We start from the raw sequence: 24,437 nt of genomic DNA, 5'->3' as shown, positions 1-24,437 counted from the left end.
CGCGCCCGCGCCAGCTTCCGTACATGCGCGCATGCGCACCATCGACACGCCGTCCCGATGGCGAGGCGGCAGGCGCGGAACCGGAGACCATCATGGCTGCACGATCCATCGCGTCGCTAAGCATTTCCTTCGGCCTCGTCTCGATCCCGGTGAAGCTGTATTCCGCCACCGAGGCGAGCCACAAGATCTCCTTCAATCTGCTGCACAAGGGCTGCGGTTCGCGCCTCAAGCAGCAGATGATCTGCGCGCTCGAAGGCGTGCCGGTCGCGCGCGAGGACATGGTCAAGGGCTATGAATTCGCCAAGGACCAGTACGTCGAATTCACCTCCGAGGAGCTCAAGGCGCTCGAGGAAGCGGGCAGCCATGCGGCCGACATCTCCGAATTCGTGCCGATCTCCGCGGTCGACCCGGTCTACTTCGACAAGGCCTACTACCTCGCGCCGGACAAGGGCGGCGCCAAGCCCTATGCCTTGTTCGCCAAGGCGCTGCGCACGTCCAAGCGCTGCGCAATCGGCCGCTGGGCGACGCGCGGCAAGCAGTACATCGTGATGATCCGCCCGGTCGAGGACGGCCTGGTCATGCAGCAACTGCTGTACGCGAATGAAGTGCGGCCGATCAGCGAGATCGACATCGCGACGACCGACGTCAGGGACGCCGAGCTCAAGCTCGCCCAGCAGCTCATCGACCAGCAGAGTTCGAGCACCTGGGATCCGCGCGAATACAAGGACGAAGTCGGCGCGCGCATCGAGGCGGCCGTGCAGCAGAAGGTGGAGGGACACCAGATCACGCTCGCCGAGGAACCCGAACAGGGCGGCGCGCAGATCATCGACCTCATGGAAGCGCTGCGCGCGAGCCTCGAGCGCAAGGGCGGCGCGGCGGCCGCGAGAGGCGCGGCGGCGAAGACGGCGGCGAAACCCGCGCGCAAGCCGGCCAAGCGTGCCGAGGCCGAAGCCGCTCCGAAGCGCAAGGCCGCACGCAAGGCGAAGTAGGACGCGATGCATTCGTACGGCGTCCGCGACGTCGAGAAACTCCTCCGCCTGCCCCGCAGCACGATCCGTGCGCTCATCGCGGCGGGTTTTGTCGCGCCGGCGCGCGGCTCGCGCAATGCGTGGCAGTTCTCGTTCCAGGATCTCATCGTGCTGCGCACCGCGCAGGCGCTCGCCGCGGCGAACATTCCGCAGCGGCGCATCGTGCGGGCGCTGAAGGACCTGCGCGCACGCCTGCCCGAGGAGATGCCGCTGTCCGGCCTCAGCATCGGCGCGATCGCCGACGAGGTCGTCGTGCGCGAAGGCGGCGCGCGCTGGGCGGCCGGGTCGGGCCAGTACCTGCTCGCGTTCGAGAACGACCCCGATGCGGGCTCATTGCGCGTGATCGAGCCTGCGCCGGCGCGTGCGGCGGCACGCGAGGGTGCGGACGACGGCTCGCTCGAGCGCCGCGACAGCGCGGCAGCGCTCGCGGCCTACGACGCCGCGATCGCCGCCGACCCATCCCGCGTGGACGCGCGCATCAACAAGGGTCGGCTGCTGCACGAACTGGGCCGCTACGAGGAGGCCGTGCGCACCTATCTCGACGCGCTCGAGGCCGGCATACGCGACGCCCTGCTCCATTACAACCTCGGCGTGCTGCTCGACGACCTCGACCGCAAGCCGCAGGCGCGCAAGGCCTATGAAGCGGCGCTCAGCCTCGATCCGCAGATGGCCGATGCCCACTACAACCTCGCCCTGTTGTGCGAGGAACTCGACCAGCCGCGCGAGGCGATCCGCCACATGGCGCAGTACCGCCGGCTGCTCGCCCGCGGCTGAGGCGCCGTTCACCCGTCCGCGCAGAGCTTCTCGACCTGGCCGAGCTCGATCGGCTTGACGAAATGGAAGTCGAAGCCGGCCTCGCGCGTGCGTTCGCGATCGGCGGGCTGGCCCCATCCGGTCAATGCGACGAGCCGGATCGAGCGGCCGAAGCGCTCGCGGATCATGCCGGCGAGCTCGAGGCCGCCGAGTCGCGGCATGCCGAGGTCGACGAAGGCGAGGTGGGGACCGAAGGCAGCGATCGCGTCGAGCGCGAGCAGCGGGTCGTACACCGCGCGCGTCTCGTGGCCGAGCATCTGCAGGGTCAGGGCGAGCATGTCCGCTGCATCGCGATTGTCGTCGACGACGATGATCCTGCGCGAGGCACCGGCCACGCCGGCCTCGCCCGCCGACGGCGCCGCCAGCGACGGCTCCATCGCGCACGGCAGCTCGACCGTGAAGCGCGCGCCGCGGCCGCGCCCTTCGCTCTCGACCGAGACCGTGCCGCCGTGCATTTCCACCAGGCGCTTGACCAGGGTGAGGCCGATGCCGAGGCCGCCCTGCGCATGCTCGCGCGCGGCGTCGACCTGCACGAACAGGTCGAACACGTTGCGCAGGTCCTCGGCGGCGATGCCGATGCCATCGTCCGTCACGGTCACGCGCACGCGCTCGCCTTCGCCGCGCGCGCCGAGCGCGATCGTGCCGCCGGGCGGGGTGTACTTGCTCGCGTTGTTGAGCAGGTTGCCGATCACCTGGGTCAGGCGCTGCGGATCGCCGTCCACGTGCACGGGCAGCGGCGGCGGCTGCAGCGTGAGCGCCTGGCCACGCTGCTCGATCGACGGCAGGATCATGTCGCGCGCCGCGGCGAGCACCGCGCCGATCTCGACGCGCTCGCGCTTGAGCTCGATGCGATCGTAGGTGATGCGCGAGACGTCGAGCAGGTCGTCGACGAGGCGCACGAGCTGCTGCACCTGGCGGTCGATCACCTCGAGCGTGTGGCGCGCGGTCGCCTCGTCGAGCGCCGGGCCCTGCAGCACGGCCACCGCGCTGCGGATCGGCGCGAGCGGATTGCGCAATTCGTGGGCGAGCGTGGCGAGGAACTCGTCCTTGCGCCGGTCTAGCTTGCGCAGGCTCGACGCGAGCTGCAGCGAGACCTGCTCGGCATGGCGCCGCTCGGCCACTTCCGCCTCCAGCGCCGAGTTCGCCTCGGACAGCTTCGCATTGGCCGCCGCGAGCGTTTCCGACAGCGCCTGGAACTCGCGCGCGCGCTCGATCTGCAAGTCGAGGTTCGCCTGCGCGAGGCTCGCGTTCTCGCCGGCGAGGCTCTGGTTGAGCGCGCGCAATTCGCGCCGCCGGTGGTACAGTTCGACCAGTACCGCGACCTTGCTGCGCAGGATGTCGGGCACGAGCGGGATCTGCACGTAGTCGATCGCGCCGAGGCGGTAGCCCTCGAGGCGGTCGAGCTCGCCGACGTGCACGCCGGTGACGAAGATGATCGGCGTGTTCTCGAAACGCGGATGCGCATGGATGAGGCCGGCCGTTTCGAAGCCGTCCAGGCCCGGCATGCTCACGTCGAGCAGGATCACCGCGAACTCGACCTCCATGAGGCGCCGCAACGCCTCCTCGCCCGATTGCACCGCGACCAGTTCCTCGCCGAGCGGGGCGAGGATCGCCTCGTAGGTGAGCAGGCGCGCCGGCTGGTCGTCGACGAGCAGGATGCGCGCGCGGTCGGCCGGCGCGTCGACGGCGGCGCTCAGCGATGCAGCCATTGCCGCAGTACCGACAGCAGCTGGTCGGTGTTGACGGGTTTGGCCAGGTAGTCCGAGGCACCGGCCTCTAGGCATTTCTCGCGGTCGCCACGCATCGCCTTCGCAGTCAGCGCGACGATCGGCAACGAGCGGAAGCGCGCGTCGCCGCGAATCGCGCGCGTCGTTTCGTAGCCATCCATCTCCGGCATCATGATGTCCATCAGCACGAGCGCGACGTCGGGCGTCGCCTGCAGCAGCTCGATCGCCTCCTGCCCGGTCGACGCCGTCGACACGAGCATGCCGTGTCGCTCGAGCACGCTCGACAGCGCGAAGATGTTGCGCACGTCGTCGTCGACGACGAGCATGCGCTTGCCGGCGAGGACCTCGTCGGTTTCGTGCAGGCTCTGCAGCATGCGCTGCTGGTGCGGCGGCAGGTCGGCGATCACGCGATGCAGGAACAGCGCGGTCTCGTCCAGCAGGCGCTCGGGCGACTGCACGCCCTTGATGACGACGCTCTTGGCGACGCGCTTGAGCGCCTGGCTTTCCTCCTCGCTGAGTTCCTTGCCGGTGAACACCACCACCGGCACGTCGCGCAGCGCGGAATCGGCATGGATGCGATCGAGCAGCTCGAAGCCGGAGATGTCCGGCAGGCGCAGATCGAGCACGACGCAATCGAAGCGCTCGGCGCGGATCACCTCGAGTGCGGCCGAACCGCTCGACACGCTGGCGATCTCGACGTCGTCGTGGCGGATCAGCTCGACGATGCTCATGCGCTCGGCGTCGTCGTCCTCGACCACGAGCAGGCGCTTCGGCCGCGGCGCGACGAAATCCTTGATGCGCGTCAGAGCCTCGGTCAGGCCCTCGGTCGTCACCGGCTTGTTGATGAACGAGAACGCGCCGCGCTCGAGGCCCTGCTGGCGCTCGTCCTCGATCGTCACGACCTGCACCGGGATGTGGCGCGTCGCCGAATCCTGCTTGAGCCGGCTCAGCACGGTCCAGCCGAGCACGTCGGGCAGGAAGATGTCGAGCGAGATCGCGGTCGGCAGGTACTTGCGCGCGAGCGCGATCGCCTCGATGCCGCGCATTGCGACGATGCCCTTGAAGCCGTTCTCGCGCGCGAGGTCGAGCAGTACCTTCGCGTAGTGGGGGTCGTCTTCGACGATCAGCAACACCGGCTCGCCGGCGACGATCGCCTCGCGGTCGTCGTCGATCTCCTCGGTGCGCGGCGCCGGCAACGGCACCGGCGGCGCCGGCAACGGCACCGGCGGCGCCGGCCGTTCGGTCGCGAAACCATCGATGACCATGGCGGGCCCGACGTAACGCAAGGGCAGGTAGAGCGTGAACGTGCTGCCCTCGCCCACCGCGCTGCGCAGCTGGATCTCGCCGCCGAGCAGGTTGGCCAGTTCGCGGCTGATCGCGAGGCCGAGGCCGGTACCGCCGTACTTGCGCGACGTGCCCGCGTCCGCCTGCTGGAACGCCTCGAAGATGATGCGCTGCTTCTCGGCCGGGATGCCGATGCCCGAGTCGCGCACCGCGAACGCGACCACCACCGGCACGGTACTGAGCACCGCATGATCCGGCGTCCAACCCGAATGCGCGACGCTGACGTCGCAGGAAACAGTGCCGTGGTCGGTGAACTTGAACGCGTTGGAGAGCAGGTTCTTCAGTACCTGCAGCAGGCGTTTGGGGTCGGTCACCATCGATGAGCCGAGCGCGCCGTCGAAACGGGTGACGAAACGCAGCTTGCGGCGCTCCGCTTCGTGGGCGAAATTGCGCTCGATCATGTCGCGCAGTTGCGCGAATGCGAGCTCCTCGGTGTCGACGGTGACCGTGCCCGACTCGATCTTCGAGAGATTGAGGATGTCGCTGATGAGGTTGAGCAGGTCGGTGCCCGCGGCGTGGATCGTATGCGCGAACTCGACCTGCTTGCCGGTCAGGTTGCCTTCGACGTTGTCGGCGAGCTGCTGTCCGAGGATGAGGATGCTGTTGAGCGGCGTGCGCAGTTCGTGCGACATGTTGGCGAGGAACTCGGACTTGTAGCGCGAAGCCAGCGCGAGTTCGGCCGCCTTCTCCTCCAGCGCGCGGCGCGCCTGCTCGATCTCGCGATTCTTGCGCTCCACCTCGGCGTTCTGCTGCGCGAGCAGCTTCGCCTTGAGGGCGAGCTCGTCGTTGGTCTGCTGCAGTTCCTTCTGCTGCGCCTGCAGCTCGCCGGCGAGCTGCTGGGACTGGGACAGCAGGCCCTCGGTGCGCATCGTCGCCTCGATCGTGTTGAGCACGATGCCGATGCTGCCAGTGAGCTGCTCGAGGAACGCGAGGTGCGACGGCTTGAATTCGCCGAGGGTGGCGAGTTCGATGACCGCCTTGACCTCGTTCTCGAACAGCACCGGGATCACGATCACGCTGCGCGGCGTCGCCTCGACGAGCCCGCTGGCGATGCGGATGCGCTCGTCGGCGATCTCGGTCAGCAGGAGGCTGCGGCGCAGCTGAGCGCATTCGCCGACGAGGCCCTGGCCGAGGCGATAGCAGCGCGGCTCGCCACCCGGCGGGTCGTCGGCATAACCGTAGATCTGCTGCAGGAACGACGTGCCGCCCTCGTTCTCCATCACGTACATCACGCCCTGGTGCGCGTCGACGAGCGGAACGAGTTCGGACAGCAACGTGCGCACCACCTCGAGCAGGTCGCGCTGGCCCTGCATCATGCCGCTGAAGCGCGCCAGGTTGGTCTTGAGCCAGTCCTGCTCGGTGTTGCGCTCGGTGGTCGCGCGCAGGTTGCCGATCATCGCGTTGATGTTGTCCTTGAGGTCGGCCACTTCGCCGCGCGCTTCCACCTGGATCGAGCGCGTGAGGTTGCCCTGCGTCACCGCGGTCGCCACCTCGGCGATCGCACGCACCTGGTTGGTCAGGTTCTCGGCGAGCAGGTTCACGTTCGCGGTGAGGTCCTTCCAGGTTCCCGCGGTTCCCGGCACCTTCGCCTGGCCGCCGAGGCGGCCTTCGACGCCGACCTCGCGCGCGACCGTGGTCACCTGCTCGGCGAAGATCGCGAGCGTGTCGGTCATGCTGTTGATCGTGTCGGCGAGCGCGGCGACTTCGCCCTTCGCCTCCACCGTGAGCTTCTGGCCGAGGTCGCCGTTGGCGACCGCGGTGACGACCTTGACGATGCCGCGCACCTGGTTGGTCAGGTTCGCGGCCATCACGTTGACGTTGTCGGTGAGGTCCTTCCACGTACCGGCGACGCCGGGCACGGTCGCCTGGCCGCCGAGCTTGCCTTCGGTGCCGACCTCGCGCGCGACGCGCGTGACCTCCGCGGCGAAGCCGTTGAGCTGGTCGACCATCGTGTTGATCGTGTTCTTGAGCTCGAGGATCTCGCCCTGCGCGTTCACCGCGATCTTGCGCGACAGGTCGCCGCGCGCGACCGCGGTGGCAACTTCGGCGATGTTGCGCACCTGCGTGGTCAGGTTCGACGCCATCGAATTGACGTTGTCGGTGAGGTCCTTCCAGGTGCCGGCGACGCCGGGCACGGTGGCCTGTCCGCCGAGCTTGCCTTCGGTGCCGACCTCGCGCGCGACGCGCGTGACTTCCGCGGCGAAGCCGTTGAGCTGGTCGACCATCGTGTTGATCGTGTTCTTGAGCTCGAGGATTTCGCCGCGCACGTCCACTGCGATCTTGCGCGACAGGTCGCCGCGCGCGACCGCGGTGGTCACCTCGGCGATGTTGCGCACCTGCGTGGTCAGGTTCGACGCCATCGAATTGACGTTGTCGGTGAGGTCCTTCCAGACGCCGGACACGCCCTCGACCTGCGCCTGGCCACCGAGGTTGCCTTCCGTGCCCACCTCGCGAGCGACGCGCGTGACCTCCGCGGCGAAGCCGTTGAGCTGGTCGACCATCGTGTTGATCGTGTCCTTGAGCTCGAGGATCTCGCCCTTGACGTCGACGACGATCTTTCGCGACAGGTCACCGAGCGCGACCGCGGTCGTCACCTCGGCGATGTTGCGCACCTGGTCGGTGATGTTGGACGCCATCGAGTTGACGTTGTCGGTGAGGTCCTTCCAGGTGCCGGCGACGCCGGGCACCTGTGCCTGGCCACCGAGTTTTCCTTCCGTGCCGACCTCGCGCGCGACGCGGGTCACTTCGGCGGCGAAGCCGTTGAGCTGGTCGACCATCGTGTTGATGGTGTCCTTCAGCTCGAGGATCTCGCCCTTGACGTCGACGGTGATCTTGCGCGACAGGTCGCCGCGCGCGACCGCGGTGGTCACTTCGGCGATGTTGCGTACCTGCGCGGTCAGGTTCGATGCCATCGAATTGACGTTGTCGGTGAGGTCCTTCCACGTACCGGCGACGCCGGGTACCTGCGCCTGGCCGCCGAGCTTGCCTTCGGTGCCGACCTCGCGCGCGACGCGCGTCACTTCCGACGCGAACGAGCGCAGCTGCTCGATCATCGTGTTCAGCGTTTCCTTGAGGTCGAGCATCTCGCCGCGCACGTCCACGGTGATCTTGCGCGACAGGTCGCCGTTGGCGATCGCGGTCGCGACCTCGGCGATGTTGCGCACCTGGCCGGTGAGGTTCGACGCCATCGAATTGACGTTGTCGGTGAGGTCCTTCCAGGTACCCGCGACGCCGGGTACCGCGGCCTGGCCGCCGAGCTTGCCCTCGGTGCCGACTTCGCGCGCGACGCGCGTGACCTCGGCGGCGAAGCCGTTGAGCTGGTCGACCATCGTGTTGATCGTGTCCTTGAGCTCCAGGATCTCGCCCTTCACGTCGACGGTGATCTTGCGCGACAGGTCGCCGCGCGCGACCGCTGTGGTCACCTCGGCGATGTTGCGCACCTGCGAGGTGAGATTGGTCGCCATCGCGTTGACCGAATCGGTCAGGTCCTTCCACGTGCCGGCGACGCCCGGAACGATTGCCTGGCCACCGAGCTTGCCGTCGGTGCCGACCTCGCGCGCGACGCGCGTGACCTCCGAGGCGAAGCCGCGCAGCTGGTCCACCATCGTGTTGATGGCTTCCTTCAGCTGCAGGATCTCGCCGCGCACGTCGACGGTGATCTTGCGCGACAGGTCGCCGCTCGCGACCGCGATCGTGACCTCGGCGATGTTGCGCACCTGCGCGGTCAGGTTCGACGCCATCTGGTTGACCGAGTCGGTCAGGTCCTTCCACACGCCGTACACGCCCTTCACCTGCGCCTGGCCGCCGAGGCGGCCGGCGGTGCCGACCTCGAGCGCGACGCGCGTCACTTCGGCACTGAACACGCTGAGCTGCTCGATCATCGTGTTGACGATCGTCGCCGAACGGAGGAACTCGCCTTCGAGCGCGCGACCGTCGACCTGCAGGTCGATGAGGCGGGTGAGATCGCCGCGCGCGACGCCGGAAATCGCCAGCGTCATGCGCTCGGTCGGCCACAGCAGGTCGTCGATGAGGGTGTTGACCGAACGTTCCATCGCCTGCCACGCGCCACGCCGGCTCGCGCCGACCACGCGTTCGCTGGTGCGCCCGCGCTTGCCGACCGCGGCGCCGACGCGCTCGAGCTCGTCGGCCATGCGGCGGTTGTTCATGACGATTTCGTTGAGCGTGTCGGCGAGCTTGCCTTCGATGCCCGACCAGTCGCCCGGCATCGTCACGCCGAAGTTGCCGTCGCGCACCGCCTGCATCACGCGCAGCAGTTCACGCAGCATGTCGTCCGTGCCCGCTGGGCGCGCCGTCGCCCGCGCCTCGTCGGTCACTTCGGGCAACGTCGCGACAGTCGCTGCCATCTTGCGTCGAGTCGCCATGCCACCCCCTGTACGACGTCGATGAAAGCGTCCCCGCGTGCGCTGCGCGCACGCATGCGCAACGGAGACACCGCGCTAGCTTACCGATTCGACGCGCGGTGCACATCGCGAAAAAAGGTTCACGCACCGTGTAGAAATTTCCCACTCGCGAAAGACCATCGCACGCGCTCGAAGCGTCAGCGCCGTTCATTCAACGTATTCCCGTCGACCGGCACGCTTTGGCACGCCGCGTGCTTTCCCTTCTGCGAGGGCGGCTTCATCCGTCCGATGGAGAGGGACATGGGGATGTGGACCACGACCGCGCAACGCTTGCCGGGCGAGGATGAAGCCGTCCAGTTCATGATCGATGCGCGTTGCGTGCCCCTGCGCGGCTGCTACCGGCGCGGCGAGTTCGCGACGCGCTGGTGGCGCTACCCGGCCTGGAGCGTCGAGCGCTGGAGCGTGATCGAGCGCGACGCCGCCGTCGCGCATGCCCCGTCGGCGCACGCGTTCGATGAACGCGCGGCGGCCGTCGTCTGAAATTGTTTCTGGAGTACCCGAGGTTCCTCCCTCCCCCCCCCCCCGATGCCCGGGCCGCCCTTCCCGCGCGCGCCCCGCGTCCGAACCTCGGTCCCCGAGACTGCCTCCTGGCAGTCTTTTTTTGCCAACGAAACATGAACGCGCCCTCGCGAGCGCGCGTCGCCGCGGCGGAATGCGGTATGTTCTCCCGGTGTCGCGGGGAGGCATCGCGTCGCGACGCATCGTCCTGCAGAGGTTCATCGATGGATCAATCGAACGCCGCGCGCGTGCTCGTCGTCGACGACAATGATGCCTTCCGCGACATCGTCGCCGAGGTCGCGCGCCTCGAGCAGTGCGAGCTGACGCAGGCCGCGACACTGGCGGAAGCGCGGTGTTGCGTCGAGGAAGCGCGTTTCGACCTGCTGCTGGTCGACCTCTCGCTTCCCGACGGCAACGGGCTCGACCTCGTCGACGAGATCGATCTGACCGAACACGGCCGCATCGCCATCGCGACCGGATTCCCGTCGATCGAGAGCGCGGTGCGCGCGGTGCGCAAGCCCGTGGTCGAGTACCTGGTCAAGCCGGTCGCCGTGGACGCGCTCGCCAAGCTGATGCGCGATGCGCGCGAACGCGCGGCGACGCGCCTGCCGCGCGCGGCCGCGCCGGTCGGCGGCATGGTGGGGCAAAGCGCGCCGATGCGCGCGCTGTTCGAGCAGATACGCCGCGTCGCGCCGCTCGACGTCGCCGTGTTCGTGCACGGCGAAAGCGGCACCGGCAAGGAACTCGTCGCCCAGGCGCTGCACGAGCTGAGCGGCCGCAGTGGGCGCTTCATCGCGGTGAACTGCGGCGCAATCGCCCACGACCTGCTCAGCAGCCAGTTGTTCGGCCACGAGCGCGGCGCATTCACGGGCGCAGCACAGGCGCACGGCGGCTTCTTCGAACAGGCGCAGGGCGGCACGCTGTTCCTCGACGAAGTGACCGAGATGCCGCTCGCGCTGCAGGTGTACCTGCTGCGCGTGCTGGAGACGCGCACCCTCACGCGCGTCGGTGGCGCGCGCGAGATCCCCGTCGACGTGCGCATCGTCGCCGCGTCCAATCGCGATCCGCAGCTCGCGGTCGCCAACGGCCACCTGCGTGCCGACCTCTACTACCGCCTCGGCGAGTTCCCGTTGACGATCCCGCCGCTGCGCGCGCGGCGCGAGGACATCCCGCTGCTCGCGCGCCACTTCCTCGAACGCCTCAACCGCCGCTACGCCACCACGCGGGTGTTCGATGCGGACAGCCTGCGCCGCCTCGGCGACCGCAACTGGCCCGGCAACGTGCGCGAGCTGCGCCATGCCGTGCAGCGCGCGTACATCCTGGCCGACCAGGACACGGTGACGATCGCGGAGGACACCTCTCCACGCGCGATCACCGAGCACGACGGCTCGATCCGCTTCGCCGTCGGCATGAGCTTCGACGACGTCGAACGCGAGATGCTGCTGAAGACGCTCGCCGCGAGCAGCAACAACAAGCGGCGCGCCGCGCGCGCCCTCGGCATCACCACCAAGACGATCTACAACCGCCTGCTGCGCTACCGCGAACAGGGACTGATCGGCGACGACCTCGTCGGCAGCGGGCCGGACGACGACAAGCCGGACTGAGGCACGCTCAACCCGCCACGGCGAAGGCCGCCAGCGGCAGCTCGATGCGCAGGCCGAAGACCTCGCCCGGCAACGCCTGGAAATCGGCCCGGCCACCGGTGCGGCGCACCGTGTCGTGGATCTGCGCGAGGCCGAGTCCGCCACCGTCCGCTCCACCGAACGGTGCGAATGCGCGCTCGGGGCCGCGGTCCGGTGGCGCCATCGGCGCGACCACCAGCACGAGCGATGCGGCGCCATCGAGGCGCGAGGCGGGGTCGTTGCTCGTCTCGATCGTGAGCGCGTCCCCTGAGGCTGAATGGGCAAGCAGGTGCGCGAGCGCATCGCACAGGAACGCGCGGTCGCAGACCACGGTGGCATCGGCGGCACTGCGCTTGAGCACGAAGCGCGACGGCAATCGCGTACCCACGTCTTCCAGCAATGCGTGCACGTCGCAGGCTTCGGGGCGCGCACAGGCGGCGGATGCGTTCGCCATCGCCTCGAGCAGGGCGCGCTGGCGCTCGATTGCATCGATCGCGCGGCTCAGCAGCTGCCGCACCTTGTCGCGATCGTCGAGCCGGGATGCGAGTTCGACGCTCGCGAGCGCGATCGCGAGCTGGTTGTTGAGGTCGTGGGCGAACTGCCCGACGAGCTGCCCCAGCGTCTCGACACGCGGCACGTTCGTCATCGGCGATGTGGATTGCATGGCGTGCCTCGCTGTGGACTGGCGGCACTGCGCCGGGGGCGGTGAGCCACGCAGATGTCGCGGCTCGCGTGCGGCGATGCCACGACCTCAGGACGCATGCATGTCGATCGTGCAATAGCGCGTCACCAAGCCGCCGGCCTCGTCGTCGGCCCGATGATAGACCATTGCGCCGTCCGGCAGGTCGAACGCGCCGATCGACTCGTAGGTCGATGCACGCAGCGAGGCGAGCCCCGGCAGGTCACGGAACGCGAGCATCGCCGCGACCTCCGCCGGACTCTCGGCCGAGCAGCTCCAGAGCGGGCCGCGCACGCCCATGCGCACTTCACCGTGCGCGTTGCGCCCGCGCACGACGTCGTAGCTGCGTCGAGAAGCGAACGATGGCCGGTAGGCGTGGGCGAGCGCGGCATCGTAGTGCGCCGCCTTCAGCACCGCGGCGCGGCTCTCGGCATCGAGGCCGACGCCGTCGAGCGCGGCGAAGTCACCCTGCACGACGACGAGGTCGCAGCCCGCGTGCACCGCCCGCCCCTGCTCGATGCGCGGCGCGCGCCGCGTGCCGATGTAGCTGATCGCTTGCGCGCCGACCTGCGCGCTGCCGACCACGTGCACGGTCTCCTCGGCCAGTGCATGCTCGACCACCACGCCGCGCACGGCGAGATCGACGAGGGGGATCGCCTCGAGCGCCTCCAGGCACTCGTCGACGTCGTGCAGGACCGCGCTCGCCTCGGCCGGCTCGGCGTCGCCTCGATGGATGCGCACGGGTCCGCTGCGCAGCAGCCGTTTCGCCGCCGCGCACGCATCCATGAGCGAAAACGCGGAGTAGCCACGCAGGACGCTCGTCGCGAGCATGCGCGCGAGCGCGTATGACCAGCGCTGCGGCACGATCGCGTCCGCCGAGACCGGCGCGTGCGTCGCTGCGCGCGTGCCGACGAACGCGTACGGCACGACACCGCCGTACAGGTCGCGCTCGGACCGGATGCCGAGGCGTGCGGCCTCGCCGAGGGTGAGCGTGTGGTCGGGCACGAAGTAGATGCGCTGGCGCCCGTCACGCACGCCGCCGTATTCGTACTGCAGCAGGCGGGCGATGCGCTCGGCGGTGTGGTCCAGGCATTCGCGTCCGGCGCCGTCCGCCGGCTCCTCGCGCGTGACGGCTTCGACCCGGCCTGCGCCGCGGAACTGCGCCTCTTCGATGCTCATCGATGCGACCTTCTCGTGGGGAGCCGGGGCATCGAAGCAGGTGCCGTGCCAGCGGTGCAGGCGCGCCACGACACGCTGTCGCGCGGCGCGCTGCGAAATTATTTCGCCGTGTGCGAAACCGTTGCCGTCGCGGTGGTCGAGTGCCGCGCCGGCGGCGGCATGGCGCAGGATCTGGCGGCGCGAACCGCGCCTTCGGCCGCGCCGTGCACGACGCACGCGTGCGGCGTGCACCTGCGCCGATGGCGCCAATCGCACTCAGCCGTCGGTGACGATGCGATCGCGACCCTGCTGCTTCGCCAGATACAGGCGGCGATCGACGCATTCCATGAACGGCATGAGCCCCTGAGCGTCGTCCGGCACGCATGAACCGACGCCGAGGCTGATCGTGAGACAGTCACCGATCGCCGACGCGGCATGGACGATCCGCGCGCGCGAGATCGCATCACGGCAGCGCGTCGCGATCTTGCGCGCGGCTTCGGCCTTCGTCTCGGGCAGCACGAGCGCGAACTCCTCGCCGCCGAAGCGCGCGAGGAAATTGCGCCCGCCCTGTGCCGCGCCGAACAGCAGGTCGGCCACCTGCTTGAGGCAGGCGTCCCCGCGCAGATGGCCGTAGTGGTCGTTGTATTGCTTGAAGTAGTCGATGTCGATCATGACCAGCGACAGCGGTCGGGCGCCGGATCCCGCCTCCGCCCATTCGCGCTCGATGACCTGGTCGAAGCGGCGGCGGTTGGCGAGGCCGGTGAGCGCATCCTTGAACGACAGGTCCTGCAGTTCGGCCTGCAGGCCGAGCAGCTGCTCCTCGGTGCGCTTGCGCTCGCTGATGTCGAACATGAAGCCGACCAGCGCTTCGACCGAGCCATCCGCGTCGCGCACGACGTGCACGACGTCGCGGATCCAGACGTAGTCGCCGGCGGCCGTCAGCGCACGGTAATCCGCTTCGTGGTCGACGCCGGCCTGCGATTGCGCGACGCAGAACTGCACGACCCGCTCGCGATCGTCCGGATGGATGCGTTCGGCCCAGTCCTGCGCCGACGCCCAGCTGTCTTGCGTCCAGCCGAGCAACGCTTCGATCTGCGGGCCGATGTAGGCGAACGCCTTCGTGCCCCAGTCGATCTTCCAAGGGATCGCACGCGTCGACTCGAGCAGGGTCTTGTAGACTGCAGGGTCGACGCCCGTGGATGGGTTGCCGTCTTCGGTCATCGTTCGCTCCTGCAGGCAACGTTCCCGCCGTGCCCCGGCATGGCCGCGCAGGACATGCGATGGATGCATGCGCCGGCCATCCGGCGGCCTCGTGCGACCGTCCACGCACCTGAACGTCGTCCCGTGGCCGCCGTCACAGTCCGTTGCGCCGATGTCCGACAGATTGTCGCCATGCCGCCGAGGATCGCGGCGAAACGTCGTGACTGCAAGCGAGGAAACCCCGATGACGGCCAAGTTCGATGCACGCGACTGGAACACGGCTCTGCGCCAGCTCAAGGGCGCCGGACCGGTCGCGGCGACGCCGAGCCCGGTCGAGCGTGACGAGTTCAAGGTCAAGGTCATCGAAGCGCGCGTGAAGCTCAAGCTCATGCGCGACCGCACCGACGCGCTGAAGGCCGCGCTCGATCGCTTCCGTTCGCAGCGCGCCGCGAAGAGCGCCTGACGGGCCACGTCGCCCGCCTCCGCCGCGGTCGGCGCCGCGCCTTGAGCCGCAATGAACAGGCCGACCCGACGCCGCCCGACCGGCGGGACCGGATGCGTCAATGCGCACGCGCCAACGAGCGCATCCACGAATGATGCGCTCCGTGGCGATCGACCAGGGTCAGGCGAACGGATCGCGCAGAACGATGTTCGCGTCGCGGTCGGGGCCGGTCGAGACGATCGCGAGCGGGCAGCCCGCCAGTTCCTCGAGCGCGCGCAGGTAGGCACGCGCCGCCGGCGGCAACCGGTCCCATTCGGTGATGCCGTGGGTTGATTCCTGCCAGCCGGGGAATTCGAGGTAGACCGGCGTGCATTCGTCCCAGCCTGCCGCGTCGAGCGGCGCGTACTCGGTGCGCTTGCCGCGGTATTCATAGGCGATGCAGATCTTGAGCTTGTCCATCCCGTCGAGGATGTCGAGCTTGGTGATGCACAGGCCGGTGATGCCATTGATCGCGACCGCACGCTTGAGCGCGACGATGTCCATCCAGCCGCAGCGGCGCGGGCGGCCGGTCGAGGCGCCGTACTCCTGGCCGCGGTCGCGGATGCCCTGGCCGATCTCGTCGTCGAGCTCGGTCGGGAACGGACCGCCGCCGACGCGCGTCGCATAGGCCTTGGCGATGCCGAGCACGTAGTCGATGTAGTCGGCGCCGACGCCCGCGCCGGCGAGCGCGCCGCCGATCGTCGTGTTCGACGAGGTCACGTACGGATACGTGCCATGGTCGATGTCGAGCAACGCGCCCTGCGCGCCCTCGAACAATACCTTGCGCCCCTGCTTGTGCAGGTCGTGCAGGATCCCGGCGACGTCGGACTTCATCGGCTCGACGTACTCGCCGAACGCGAGCGCTTCGTCGAACGTCTTCTGGTAGTCGACCGGATCGACGCCGAGGTACTTGGTCAGCACGAAATTGTGATAGTCGAGCGCTGTGCGCAGCAGTTCGCCTAGCTGCTGCGGGTAGTGCAGGTCGGCGACACGGATGCCGCGGCGCGCGACCTTGTCCTCGTACGCGGGCCCGATGCCGCGGCCCGTCGTGCCGATCGCCTTGCCGCCCGCGGCCTTCTCGCGCGCCTGGTCGAGCGCGATGTGGTACGGCATGATCAGCGGCGTCGCCGGGCTGATCTTCAGGCGCGAGCGCACCTCGACGCCGTTGCCCTCGAGCTCGGCGATCTCCTTCTGCAGCGCCGCCGGCGACAACACGACGCCGTTGCCGATCAGGCACAGCGCGCCGTCGCGCAGGATGCCCGACGGGATCAGGTGCAGTACCGTCTTCTTGCCATTGATGACGAGCGTATGGCCGGCATTGTGGCCGCCCTGGAAGCGCACCACCGCGCCGATGTCCTGGGTGAGCAGGTCGACGATCTTGCCCTTGCCTTCGTCGCCCCATTGCGCGCCGAGAATGACGACTGACTTGCCCATGCGATTGTTCCTGATGCGAGTATGAGTGCGATGGTGCGCGACCGGGACGGCTGGCCCCGGCGACCGCCGTGGCCGGGCCGTGGCGGAGGCGATGGAGACGGTACGACGCGGGCGGCGCCGGACCCGCCGGATCGCCGCGGTTGACCCGCGAATTGTAGTGCCTGTGGCCGCCGCGCACACCGTGCCGACGGCCGGGAGGCTATCAGTGGACGATCCTGAGCAGGATCAGGCCGATCACGACCATGCCGCCACCGAACAGGCGCAGGCGGCGCGGTTCGATCTGTTGCAATTGCTCGGCCATGCGCTTCCAGGCGGCGGGCGCCGCGAACAGGAACAGCCCCTCGAGCACGAGCACGAGACAGAGCGCGCTGGCGAGCGCCTCGCCCACGCGCCTACTTGCTGTCCTGCAGGTAGTGCAGGAACTCGGATTTCGAGTCGAGCACGAGCGTGCCGTTGGAGCCGCCGAGCGCTTCCTTGTACGCCTCGAGGCTGCGGTAGAACGCGTAGAACTCCGGATCGCGCCCGTACGCGGCGGCATAGATCTGCGCGGCCGCCGCATCGCCCTCGCCGCGCGTCTTCTGCGCGTCGCGATAGGCTTCGGCATTGATCACCTGCACCTGGCGCGCCGCGTCGGCCTTGATCGCGCGCGCGGCTTCCTCGCCCTCGGCGCGCAACTGGCTGGCGACCTTCTTGCGTTCCGAGCGCATGCGTTCGTAGACCGAGCCGATCACCGTGCCGTCCTCGGGCAGGTCGATGCGCTTGATGCGCAGGTCGAGCACGTCGATGCCCAGGCCCTGCGTCTTGCCGTTGGCATCGGCGACGAGGTGCTGGGTGACGTCGGCGCGCCCGCCCGAGACGAGTTCCTGCAGCGTGCGCGAGTTGACCGCGGTACGCAGGCCCTCCTTGACGATCGGCACGACCAGGCGCTGCGCATTGCTCTCGTCGCCGGCGACCGCGACGAAGAACTTCGCCGGGTCGGAGATGCGCCACTTCACGAAGAAATCGATGTTGACGTCCTTCTTCTCGGAGGTGAGGTAGCGTTCGGGCGCGGAATCGAGCGTGAGCACGCGCTGGTCGAAATGCTGCACCTGCTGCACGAGCGGTATGCGGAAATGCAGGCCCGGCTCGTAGCCGGTGTGGGCGATGCGCCCGAACTGCAGCAGGATCGCGGTCTGCCCTTCCCTGACAACGAACATCGAATTGGCGGCGACGAGCAGCGCGACGAGCAACGCGACGACTGGTGCGGTACGCATCAGCGGCCTCCCTTGCCCGGATCGGGCGTGACGATGGTCGCCGCGGGCACGCGCACGTCGGCTGCGCCGGGCAGGTTGAGGATGTTCTTGCCGGACGAAAGGTCGATCACCTTCGGCGTATTGCCGACGACCTGCTCCATCGCCTCGATGTAGAGGCGCTTGCGCGTGACTTCGGGCGCGGCCTTGTACTGCGATTCGACCAGGTTGAAGCGCTGCGCATCGCCTTCGGCGCGCGCCGTGACCTTGCTCTTGTAGCCTTCCGCTTCCGCACGCACCGCGGCGGCGTCGCCGCGCGCCTCCGGCACGACCTGGCTCGCGTACGCCTTCGCTTCCTCTTCGGCGCGCTGCTTGTCCTGCAGGGCGCGGTTGGCATCGTCGAATGCGTCCTTGACGTCCTGCGGCGGGCGCACGTTCTGGAAGTTCAGCTCGCTGATCGACAGGCCGGCCTTGTACTGGTCGAGGTTGGCCTGCAACAGCTGCTTGGCCTGCACCATGAGTTCGCTGCGCTGGCCGGAGAGGATCGTGTCCATGTCGCTGCCGCCGATCACGGTGCGCACCGCGCTTTCCGCGGCCTGGCCGAGCGTGCCGTCCGGGTCGCGCACGCCGAACAGGAACAACCGCGGGTCGCTGATGCGGTACTGCACGTTGAAATCGACCAGCACGATGTTCTCGTCCTTGGTCAGCATGCGCACCTGGTCGTTGGTTTGCAGCGTCTTGCCGATCGGCACCGGCACCACGCTCTCGACCGGGCGCGGGAACTTGAAGTTGATGCCCGGCGTCATCAGGCGCGAGAAGCGCCCGAAGCGCAGCACGACGCCGGTGTCGCTCGCGTTGACGCGCACCATGCTGTCCCACGCGCACCAGGCGATGAGCGCGCCGACCAGCGCGATCGCGACGCCGCCGCCACCGCCGCCGAACAGGCGATTGAAGAAGTCACGCAGGCGCCGCGCGAGGGCATCGAAATCCGGCGACGGGCCGCTGTTGCCGCCATCCTTCCATGGATCGCGCTGCTTGCCGCTGCCGGGTTCGTTCCATGCCATCGCTATTTACCTCGCTGCGGGACGCAAGCGCCAGGATCTTCGTGGAAGCGCGGCCGGAGGCGGCCGCTGCGGATGCGTTCGACCGGACCGCGCGGGATCGACGTCGCGAACCGGAACGCGATCGCCGACGTCGAACGTCATGGACGATCGCGCAGGTCGGCCCGTGCCGTCGTTCGATTGTAGGTAGGGCCTTCCGCGGCGGCAAGCAAGCGCGCGCGCAGCCAGTCGCCATCGCCGCCGGGCAGGCCGAACAGCGGTTCGACCAGCGCGCGCGGCGCGTCGATGCGGATGTGCCAACCGCTCTCGTCGACGCGTTCCGCCGCGACGAGGCCTTGCGCATGCAGGCGCGCGCGCAGGCGGCCCGCGTCGCTCGGCAGCAGGAGCTCGGCACGCACGCGCTCGTCGCCGAGGCGCATGCCGATCGCCCGCAGCAGGCCGTTGATGCCCGAGCCTTCGACCGCGGACACCCATGCGCGCGGCAATTCGCCGCCGTCGAGGTAGTCGACGCGCCCCGGCGCGACCACCGGCGCGGCGCGCGCATCTTCGCCGTCGGCGCCGTGCGCTCCGCCGTCGGCGGCGCCGTCCAGCAGGTCGATCTTGTTGTAGACGAGGATCTGCGGCAGTTCGTCGGCGCCGATTTCCTGCAGCACCCGCTCGACGTCGAGGATGCGCTCGTCGCGCTCCGGATCGGACGCGTCGACGACGTGCAGCAACAGGTCGGCGTCGCGCGCCTCGGCCAGCGTCGAGCGGAACGCCGCGACCAGGTCGTGCGGAAGGTCGCGGATGAAGCCGACGGTGTCGGCGAGCACGACCGGGCCGCAGTCGAGGCCGTCGAGGCGGCGCAGGGTCGGGTCGAGCGTCGCGAACAGCTGGTTGGCCGCATACACCGACGAACCCGTGAGCGCATTGAACAGGGTCGACTTGCCCGCGTTGGTGTAGCCGACCAGCGCGACCACCGGCAGTTCGTTGCGCTGGCGCGAGCGGCGCGCGGTCGCGCGCTGCGTCTCGACCTTTTCCATGCGCTTCTGCAGCTGCTTGACGCGCTCGCCGAGCAGGCGGCGGTCGAGTTCGAGCTGCGTTTCACCCGGGCCGCGCAAGCCGATCGCGCCGCCGCGCTGGCGCTCGAGATGGGTCCAGCCGCGCACGAGGCGTGTCGACATGTGCTTGAGCTGGGCGAGCTCGACCTGCAGCTTGCCTTCGTGCGAGCGCGCGCGCTGGGCGAAAATGTCGAGGATGAGGCCGGTCCGGTCGACCACGCGGCACTCGGTGAGCTTCTCGAGGTTGCGCTCCTGTACCGGGCTCAACGCATGATTGACGAGGATGAGATCCGCGTCGAGCGCGCGCCGGTGGTCGCGCAGCTCCTCGGCCTTGCCGGTGCCGACGAAGTAGCGCGGATTGGGCCGCTCGACGCGCGCGGTCAGGCTGCCGACGACGGTGGCGCCGGCGGAGCGTGCGAGTTCGGAGAACTCATCGAGCGCGAGCGGATCGGCGCGCCCGGGTGCCTGCGGCTGCAGCAGCAGCGCGCGCTCACCTTTCCTGGATCGTTCGAACAGCGGAGTGGCCTCGCGACAGGGCGTTGGGAAATTCCAGCGGCACGATCCACGACGGATCGCGCGCGGCGGCGCGAGCGCCCTCCGCGTACGACGGTTCCGCAAGCCGGAGCCGCCGCCGTGCCGCAACGGGCGGATCGCCGTTTCGTGCAGATCCCGCCCGGAGAGCCCTTGGTGTGGCCGCGGGCACGGCGCTTCAAGGGCCCGGGCTCAGGCGCCTTCGTTCTCCTCGTGCGCTTCCGGCGCGGGTGCCGCATGCGGCGCGTGCCCTTCCGCGCCGCCCACGCGCACGTTGCGCGAGGGCACGACGGTCGAGATCGCGTGCTTGTAGACCATCTGGCTCACCGTGTTGCGCAGCAGGACGACGAACTGGTCGAACGACTCGACCGTGCCCTGCAGCTTGATGCCGTTGACCAGATAGATGGATACGGGGATGCGCTCGCGGCGCAACGCGTTCAAAAACGGATCCTGCAAGGACTGCCCCTTGGACATGGTCTTCTTCTCCTGCACCGAGAACCCCGAACCGGCAAAAGGTCGTGTGACCGCTACCCAGCCGCGCGTCACGTCCGATTCAACCCGCATTCAGTTTCGTCATCTTAACGATTTGTTCCCACAAAAGAAAACGACGCCGTCCACAGTTATGACGACGGATCGCCGCCAAGGCCGAACAACGCCAACGCGCGCGACGCATCGTCGGCCAACGTGCCTCGATCCGGGTCGAACCAGCGTGCATCGAGCTCGCTGCGCAGCCACGTAATTTGACGTTTGGCGAGCTGGCGCGTGGCGAAGACGGCGCGGTCGCGGAATGTCGCGACGTCGATTTCGCCATCGAGGCAGGGCCACGCCTGGCGATAACCGACTGCCCGCATGGCCGGCAGGTCCGGGTGCCAGGCGGGGTCGGCGCGCAGGCGGCGCGCCTCGTCGAGGAAACCTTCGGCGAGCATCGCGTCGAAGCGCCGCGCGATGCGCTCGTGCAGCAGCGAACGTTCGGCCGGCACGAGGGCGAGCTTGAGCACTCGCCACGGCAGTCGCGAGCGCGGGCCGTCCTGTTGCGCCGACAGCGGCCGACCGCTGAGCTCGATCACCTCGAGGGCACGCTGGATGCGCTGCGCGTCGCCGGGGCGGATCCGTTCGGCGGCCAGCGGGTCGAGGCGGCGCAGGCGCTCGTGCAACGTGGCCCAGCCCGCTTCCCGCGCCTCGTCGGCCAGGCGGCGGCGCACATCGGGATCTGCATCCGGCAACGCCGACAGGCCGTGCTCGAGTGCACGGAAGTAGAGGCCGGTGCCACCGACGAGCAGCGGCACGCGCCCTGCGCGCGTGATCTCGTCCATGGCGGCGAGCGCGTCGGCACGGAAGTCGGCCGCGGAGTACGCCTGCGCCGGGTCGCGGATGTCGACGAGGCGATGCGGATGGCGCGCGAGCGTCGCCGCATCGGGCTTGGCGGCACCGATGTCGAGGCCGCGATAGACGAGCGCCGAATCGACGCTCACGAGGTCGAGCCCGAAACGCTCGGCGAGCAAGCACGCAAGCGCGGTCTTGCCGCTCGCGGTCGGGCCCATCAGGAAGATCGCGCGCGGGCGCTGGTCGGTCCGGTTCATGCGGCGCGTAGGGTGCCATCCCGGGCGCACGCGTGCGCGCGGTTCACGGGAATGGCGACGACTCCGGCGCGGCGCCCTGCGCGGAAGCGTGCATGTAGTGGCGGCGCGGCAGCAGCGAGACGTCGAGCAGGTTCTCGATGCGCATGAATACTTCCGAGCGCGAGAACGGCTTCTTCATGAAGTCGTCCGCACCGATGCGCTGCGCATAGAATTGTTCGGTCGCCTGCTCGTTGCCGCTCATCATGATGATCGGGATGTCGCGCGTGGCCGGCTGCCGGCGCAACTGGCGCAGCGCGGCGAAGCCGCTCATGCCCGGCAACACGATGTCGAGGAAGACCAGGTCGGGCCGCTCGGCGAGCGCGAGCTCGACGCCCTTCTCCGCATCGAATGCCTCGAGCACGACGTAACCGTTCTGCCGCAGCATGCGGCCGAGCAGGGTCACGACCGTGGTCGAATCGTCGACCACGAGCACGCGCATGCCGCCGCGCGCATTCAGGCGCGGTCCGGCACGACGCTGCGGCGGCGCGCGCTCGCTGCCGCCCGCACCGAAAAGACGCTTGAAAAAACCGAGAATATCCATCGACCCCCCGTCGATTCCCCCCTATGCCACTTGCATGACACAGGGCTTTAGTGTCCGCGCAATGCCGCAGGCGCACAAGCCGACCCGTTCTCATTTGCCACCGGGGCGAGGTGTTCGACCCGGAACCTGGCCCGCGGTTTACCCTCCCATGCATGAACACCCGCCATCGCGCGTCCCTGAGCATCGGCCGGCTGGCGGCCGATCGCGGCATCGGCATCGACGCGCTGCGCCACTAAGAGCTCGAAGGGCCTGCTGCGCAATGAAAGCGGTTACAGACGCGGTGAGCGTGACGGGGCGATCGTCGCCGGCGGTCGCGCGGCGCAGGCCGGTGTTCCGCGATGCGCCGCATCGACGGGCTCGTCGTCGACAGACCGGCACGCTCACCGAAGGCCGGCCGCGTTCGCGAGGTCATGCCCGCACCCGGCTGGGTGGCCGACGAGGTGCTGCTCATCGCCGCGGGCCACGACCAGGCTAGCGAACGCGTGCCGAGCGGGTGTCGGACTTCGCATCGACGACCGGCATCGATGCGCGGTCGGGTCGGCGGGCGCGCCGTCGCGCCCGGCCATGCCGGTTTCCCGCGCGGGCACGGCATCGACGCCTCTTCACTGCGGCGCGTGCGCGCAGACGGCGCGAGCGTGATGCACCTCGTCGTCGACGGTCGCCTCGCTGGCCGCTCGATGCGTTGCGCGAAGGCGTGCGCATCGTCATGGCGGCTCGCGACGACCACGGCGATCGCACGCCGGCTCGGTATCGGTGAGGCGCAGCGCGATCTCGCGCGCGCGCCGACAAGGTCGCGCTCGTGCACCTGCTGCGACGACAGGGGCGCCGCGCCACGATGGCCGGCGACGGCATCGATGACGCGCGGCGCCCGGGCCAAGCCTGCGATTCGTGCGCGAGCGCTGCGCCGCGCCCGCGTGGGCGGCGTATAATCCCCGGGTTTTCCCACCCGCATCGAGCCCGTCCATGTCGCAGATGATGAAGGCCCTGGTCAAGCGCGAAGCCGCGCGTGGAATCTGGATGGAGGAAGTCCCGGTTCCGGAGATCGGCCCCAACGACGTGCTCATCAAGCTCGAGAAGACCGCGATCTGCGGCACCGACCTGCACATCTACAAGTGGGACGAGTGGTCGCAGCGCGTCATCAAGCCGGGCCTGGTGATCGGCCACGAGTTCGTCGGCCGCATCGTCGACATGGGCCCGGGCGTGCGCGGCTACAGCCTCGGCCAGCGCGTCTCGGCGGAAGGCCACATCGTCTGCGGCGTCTGCCGCAACTGCCGCGCAGGCAAGCAGCACCTGTGCCCGAACACGGTCGGCATCGGCGTCAACCGCAATGGCGCGTTCGCCGAGTTCGTGGCGGTGCCGGCGTCGAACCTGTGGCCGATTCCCGACCAGATCCCGAGCGAACTCGCCGCGTTCTTCGATCCTTACGGCAACGCCGCGCACTGCGCGCTCGAGTTCGACGTCATTGGCGAAGACGTGCTCATCACCGGCGCGGGCCCGATCGGCATCATCGCCGCGGGCATCTGCAAGCACGTCGGCGCGCGCAACGTCGTCGTCACCGACGTCAACGACTACCGCCTCAAGCTCGCCGCCGACATGGGTGCGACGCGCGTCGTCAACGTGTCCAAGCAGTCGCTCAAGGACGTCGTGAAGGACCTGCACATGGAAGGCTTCGACGTGGCGCTCGAGATGAGCGGCAACCCGCGCGCCTTCAGCGACATGCTCGATTGCATGTACCACGGCGGCAAGGTCGCCCTGCTCGGGATCCTGCCGAACGGCGCCGGCATCGACTGGGACAAGGTCATCTTCAAGGGGCTCACCCTGCACGGCATCTACGGCCGGCGCATGTACGAGACCTGGTACAAGATGACGCAGATGGTGCTGACCGGTTTCCCGCTGCAGAAGGTGCTCACGCACCAGATCCACATCGACGATTTCCAGAAGGGTTTCGACCTCATGGATTCGGGCAACTGCGGCAAGGTGGTCTGTTCCTGGGCCTGATGCGAAGACCGCC

At 68.9% G+C, this 24,437-nt stretch carries 19 protein-coding genes; 6 read left to right on the top strand and 13 right to left on the bottom strand.

All coding sequences use genetic code 11. From position 1 onward, the window contains the following. The first annotated feature begins 92 nt into the window (after positions 1-92). Positions 93-989 carry a non-homologous end joining protein Ku gene (gene ku, locus EV148_RS17125; protein ID WP_132000073.1) on the top strand — a complete coding sequence of 299 codons (897 nt, stop codon included), beginning with the start codon at positions 93-95 and terminating at the stop codon, positions 987-989. Positions 990-995: 6 nt separating this feature from the next. Continuing rightward, positions 996-1,802 carry a tetratricopeptide repeat protein gene (locus tag EV148_RS17120; protein WP_132000072.1) on the top strand — a complete coding sequence of 269 codons (807 nt, stop codon included), beginning with the start codon at positions 996-998 and terminating at the stop codon, positions 1,800-1,802. An 8-nt stretch (positions 1,803-1,810) separates the two neighbouring features. Here EV148_RS17120 and EV148_RS17115 read toward each other — a convergent pair whose 3' ends face one another. Beyond that, positions 1,811-3,550 (bottom strand): ATP-binding response regulator, encoded by a 1,740-nt coding sequence (locus EV148_RS17115; protein ID WP_158287525.1) that lies wholly within the window; start codon positions 3,548-3,550, stop codon positions 1,811-1,813. Further along, positions 3,535-9,276 carry a HAMP domain-containing protein gene (locus EV148_RS17110; RefSeq protein ID WP_132000070.1) on the bottom strand — a complete coding sequence of 1,914 codons (5,742 nt, stop codon included), beginning with the start codon at positions 9,274-9,276 and terminating at the stop codon, positions 3,535-3,537. Before EV148_RS17110 ends, EV148_RS17115 begins: the two co-directional genes overlap by 16 nt. Before the next feature lie 297 nt (positions 9,277-9,573). Between EV148_RS17110 and EV148_RS17105 the strand changes: the two genes are divergently transcribed. Both EV148_RS17105 and EV148_RS17100 read left to right on the top strand, forming a co-directional pair. After that, positions 9,574-9,813, top strand: coding sequence for a hypothetical protein (locus EV148_RS17105; protein WP_132000069.1), 240 nt, complete (start codon positions 9,574-9,576; stop codon positions 9,811-9,813). Between the two features lie 242 nt (positions 9,814-10,055). After that, on the top strand, positions 10,056-11,435 hold the full coding sequence (locus tag EV148_RS17100) for a sigma-54-dependent transcriptional regulator (protein ID WP_132000068.1): 1,380 nt from the start codon (positions 10,056-10,058) through the stop codon (positions 11,433-11,435). A 7-nt stretch (positions 11,436-11,442) separates the two neighbouring features. Here EV148_RS17100 and EV148_RS17095 read toward each other — a convergent pair whose 3' ends face one another. The 3 genes from EV148_RS17095 to EV148_RS17085 all read right to left on the bottom strand — a co-directional run bounded on the left by EV148_RS17095 (position 11,443) and on the right by EV148_RS17085 (position 14,511). Next, a complete protein-coding gene (locus EV148_RS17095; protein ID WP_132000067.1) occupies positions 11,443-12,117 on the bottom strand; it encodes a nitrogen regulation protein NR(II) in 675 nt (224 codons plus the stop codon). Positions 12,118-12,204: 87 nt separating this feature from the next. Further along, a complete protein-coding gene (locus EV148_RS17090; RefSeq protein ID WP_132000066.1) occupies positions 12,205-13,566 on the bottom strand; it encodes a DUF3182 family protein in 1,362 nt (453 codons plus the stop codon). Then, positions 13,567-14,511 carry a GGDEF domain-containing protein gene (locus tag EV148_RS17085; RefSeq protein ID WP_132000065.1) on the bottom strand — a complete coding sequence of 315 codons (945 nt, stop codon included), beginning with the start codon at positions 14,509-14,511 and terminating at the stop codon, positions 13,567-13,569. A 223-nt stretch (positions 14,512-14,734) separates the two neighbouring features. Here EV148_RS17085 and EV148_RS17080 point away from each other — a divergent pair, with 223 nt between their 5' ends. After that, positions 14,735-14,953, top strand: coding sequence for a hypothetical protein (locus tag EV148_RS17080; RefSeq protein ID WP_132000064.1), 219 nt, complete (start codon positions 14,735-14,737; stop codon positions 14,951-14,953). Positions 14,954-15,112: 159 nt separating this feature from the next. Here EV148_RS17080 and EV148_RS17075 read toward each other — a convergent pair whose 3' ends face one another. The 8 genes from EV148_RS17075 to EV148_RS17040 form a co-directional block, all read right to left on the bottom strand. After that, complete coding sequence (locus tag EV148_RS17075) at positions 15,113-16,405, bottom strand: adenylosuccinate synthase (RefSeq protein ID WP_132000063.1); 1,293 nt, start codon at positions 16,403-16,405, stop codon at positions 15,113-15,115. A gap of 202 nt (positions 16,406-16,607) precedes the next feature. Beyond that, positions 16,608-16,793 carry a DUF2065 domain-containing protein gene (locus EV148_RS17070; RefSeq protein WP_132000062.1) on the bottom strand — a complete coding sequence of 62 codons (186 nt, stop codon included), beginning with the start codon at positions 16,791-16,793 and terminating at the stop codon, positions 16,608-16,610. Between the two features lie 4 nt (positions 16,794-16,797). After that, on the bottom strand, positions 16,798-17,658 hold the full coding sequence (hflC, locus tag EV148_RS17065) for a protease modulator HflC (protein ID WP_132000061.1): 861 nt from the start codon (positions 17,656-17,658) through the stop codon (positions 16,798-16,800). Continuing rightward, positions 17,658-18,698, bottom strand: coding sequence for an FtsH protease activity modulator HflK (gene hflK, locus EV148_RS17060; RefSeq protein WP_132000060.1), 1,041 nt, complete (start codon positions 18,696-18,698; stop codon positions 17,658-17,660). The genes hflC and hflK overlap by 1 nt, the downstream gene beginning before the upstream one ends. Before the next feature lie 137 nt (positions 18,699-18,835). Continuing rightward, the gene (gene hflX / locus EV148_RS17055) at positions 18,836-20,251 is read right to left on the bottom strand and encodes a ribosome rescue GTPase HflX (protein WP_132000102.1); all 1,416 of its coding nucleotides are present in this window, start codon (positions 20,249-20,251) and stop codon (positions 18,836-18,838) included. Between the two features lie 207 nt (positions 20,252-20,458). Next, positions 20,459-20,740, bottom strand: coding sequence for an RNA chaperone Hfq (gene hfq / locus EV148_RS17050; protein WP_132000059.1), 282 nt, complete (start codon positions 20,738-20,740; stop codon positions 20,459-20,461). A gap of 146 nt (positions 20,741-20,886) precedes the next feature. After that, the gene (miaA, locus tag EV148_RS17045) at positions 20,887-21,846 is read right to left on the bottom strand and encodes a tRNA (adenosine(37)-N6)-dimethylallyltransferase MiaA (RefSeq protein WP_132000058.1); all 960 of its coding nucleotides are present in this window, start codon (positions 21,844-21,846) and stop codon (positions 20,887-20,889) included. A gap of 43 nt (positions 21,847-21,889) precedes the next feature. After that, positions 21,890-22,426 (bottom strand): response regulator, encoded by a 537-nt coding sequence (locus tag EV148_RS17040; RefSeq protein WP_182518719.1) that lies wholly within the window; start codon positions 22,424-22,426, stop codon positions 21,890-21,892. A gap of 975 nt (positions 22,427-23,401) precedes the next feature. On the opposite strand from EV148_RS17040, the gene tdh reads away from it, so the two are divergent. Beyond that, positions 23,402-24,424 carry an L-threonine 3-dehydrogenase gene (gene tdh, locus EV148_RS17035; RefSeq protein ID WP_132000101.1) on the top strand — a complete coding sequence of 341 codons (1,023 nt, stop codon included), beginning with the start codon at positions 23,402-23,404 and terminating at the stop codon, positions 24,422-24,424. The last annotated feature ends 13 nt before the right edge of the window (positions 24,425-24,437 follow it).

This window comes from Dokdonella fugitiva, assembly GCF_004342425.1.
Classification (GTDB): domain Bacteria; phylum Pseudomonadota; class Gammaproteobacteria; order Xanthomonadales; family Rhodanobacteraceae; genus Dokdonella_A; species Dokdonella_A fugitiva.
This window is presented reverse-complemented; position numbering and strand designations above follow the sequence as displayed.

Coding starts and splice junctions, on each gene's coding strand:
- EV148_RS17115 (WP_158287525.1), bottom strand. CDS start 3,550: ATGGCTGCATCGCTGAGCGCCGCCGTCGACGCGCCGGCCGACCGCGCG.
- hfq (WP_132000059.1), bottom strand. CDS start 20,740: ATGTCCAAGGGGCAGTCCTTGCAGGATCCGTTTTTGAACGCGTTGCGC.
- EV148_RS17100 (WP_132000068.1), top strand. CDS start 10,056: ATGGATCAATCGAACGCCGCGCGCGTGCTCGTCGTCGACGACAATGAT.
- hflC (WP_132000061.1), bottom strand. CDS start 17,658: ATGCGTACCGCACCAGTCGTCGCGTTGCTCGTCGCGCTGCTCGTCGCC.
- EV148_RS17120 (WP_132000072.1), top strand. CDS start 996: ATGCATTCGTACGGCGTCCGCGACGTCGAGAAACTCCTCCGCCTGCCC.
- EV148_RS17075 (WP_132000063.1), bottom strand. CDS start 16,405: ATGGGCAAGTCAGTCGTCATTCTCGGCGCGCAATGGGGCGACGAAGGC.
- EV148_RS17095 (WP_132000067.1), bottom strand. CDS start 12,117: ATGCAATCCACATCGCCGATGACGAACGTGCCGCGTGTCGAGACGCTG.
- tdh (WP_132000101.1), top strand. CDS start 23,402: ATGAAGGCCCTGGTCAAGCGCGAAGCCGCGCGTGGAATCTGGATGGAG.
- EV148_RS17110 (WP_132000070.1), bottom strand. CDS start 9,276: ATGGCAGCGACTGTCGCGACGTTGCCCGAAGTGACCGACGAGGCGCGG.
- EV148_RS17080 (WP_132000064.1), top strand. CDS start 14,735: ATGACGGCCAAGTTCGATGCACGCGACTGGAACACGGCTCTGCGCCAG.
- miaA (WP_132000058.1), bottom strand. CDS start 21,846: ATGAACCGGACCGACCAGCGCCCGCGCGCGATCTTCCTGATGGGCCCG.
- EV148_RS17085 (WP_132000065.1), bottom strand. CDS start 14,511: ATGACCGAAGACGGCAACCCATCCACGGGCGTCGACCCTGCAGTCTAC.
- hflK (WP_132000060.1), bottom strand. CDS start 18,698: ATGGCATGGAACGAACCCGGCAGCGGCAAGCAGCGCGATCCATGGAAG.
- EV148_RS17040 (WP_182518719.1), bottom strand. CDS start 22,426: ATGGATATTCTCGGTTTTTTCAAGCGTCTTTTCGGTGCGGGCGGCAGC.
- EV148_RS17105 (WP_132000069.1), top strand. CDS start 9,574: ATGGGGATGTGGACCACGACCGCGCAACGCTTGCCGGGCGAGGATGAA.
- ku (WP_132000073.1), top strand. CDS start 93: ATGGCTGCACGATCCATCGCGTCGCTAAGCATTTCCTTCGGCCTCGTC.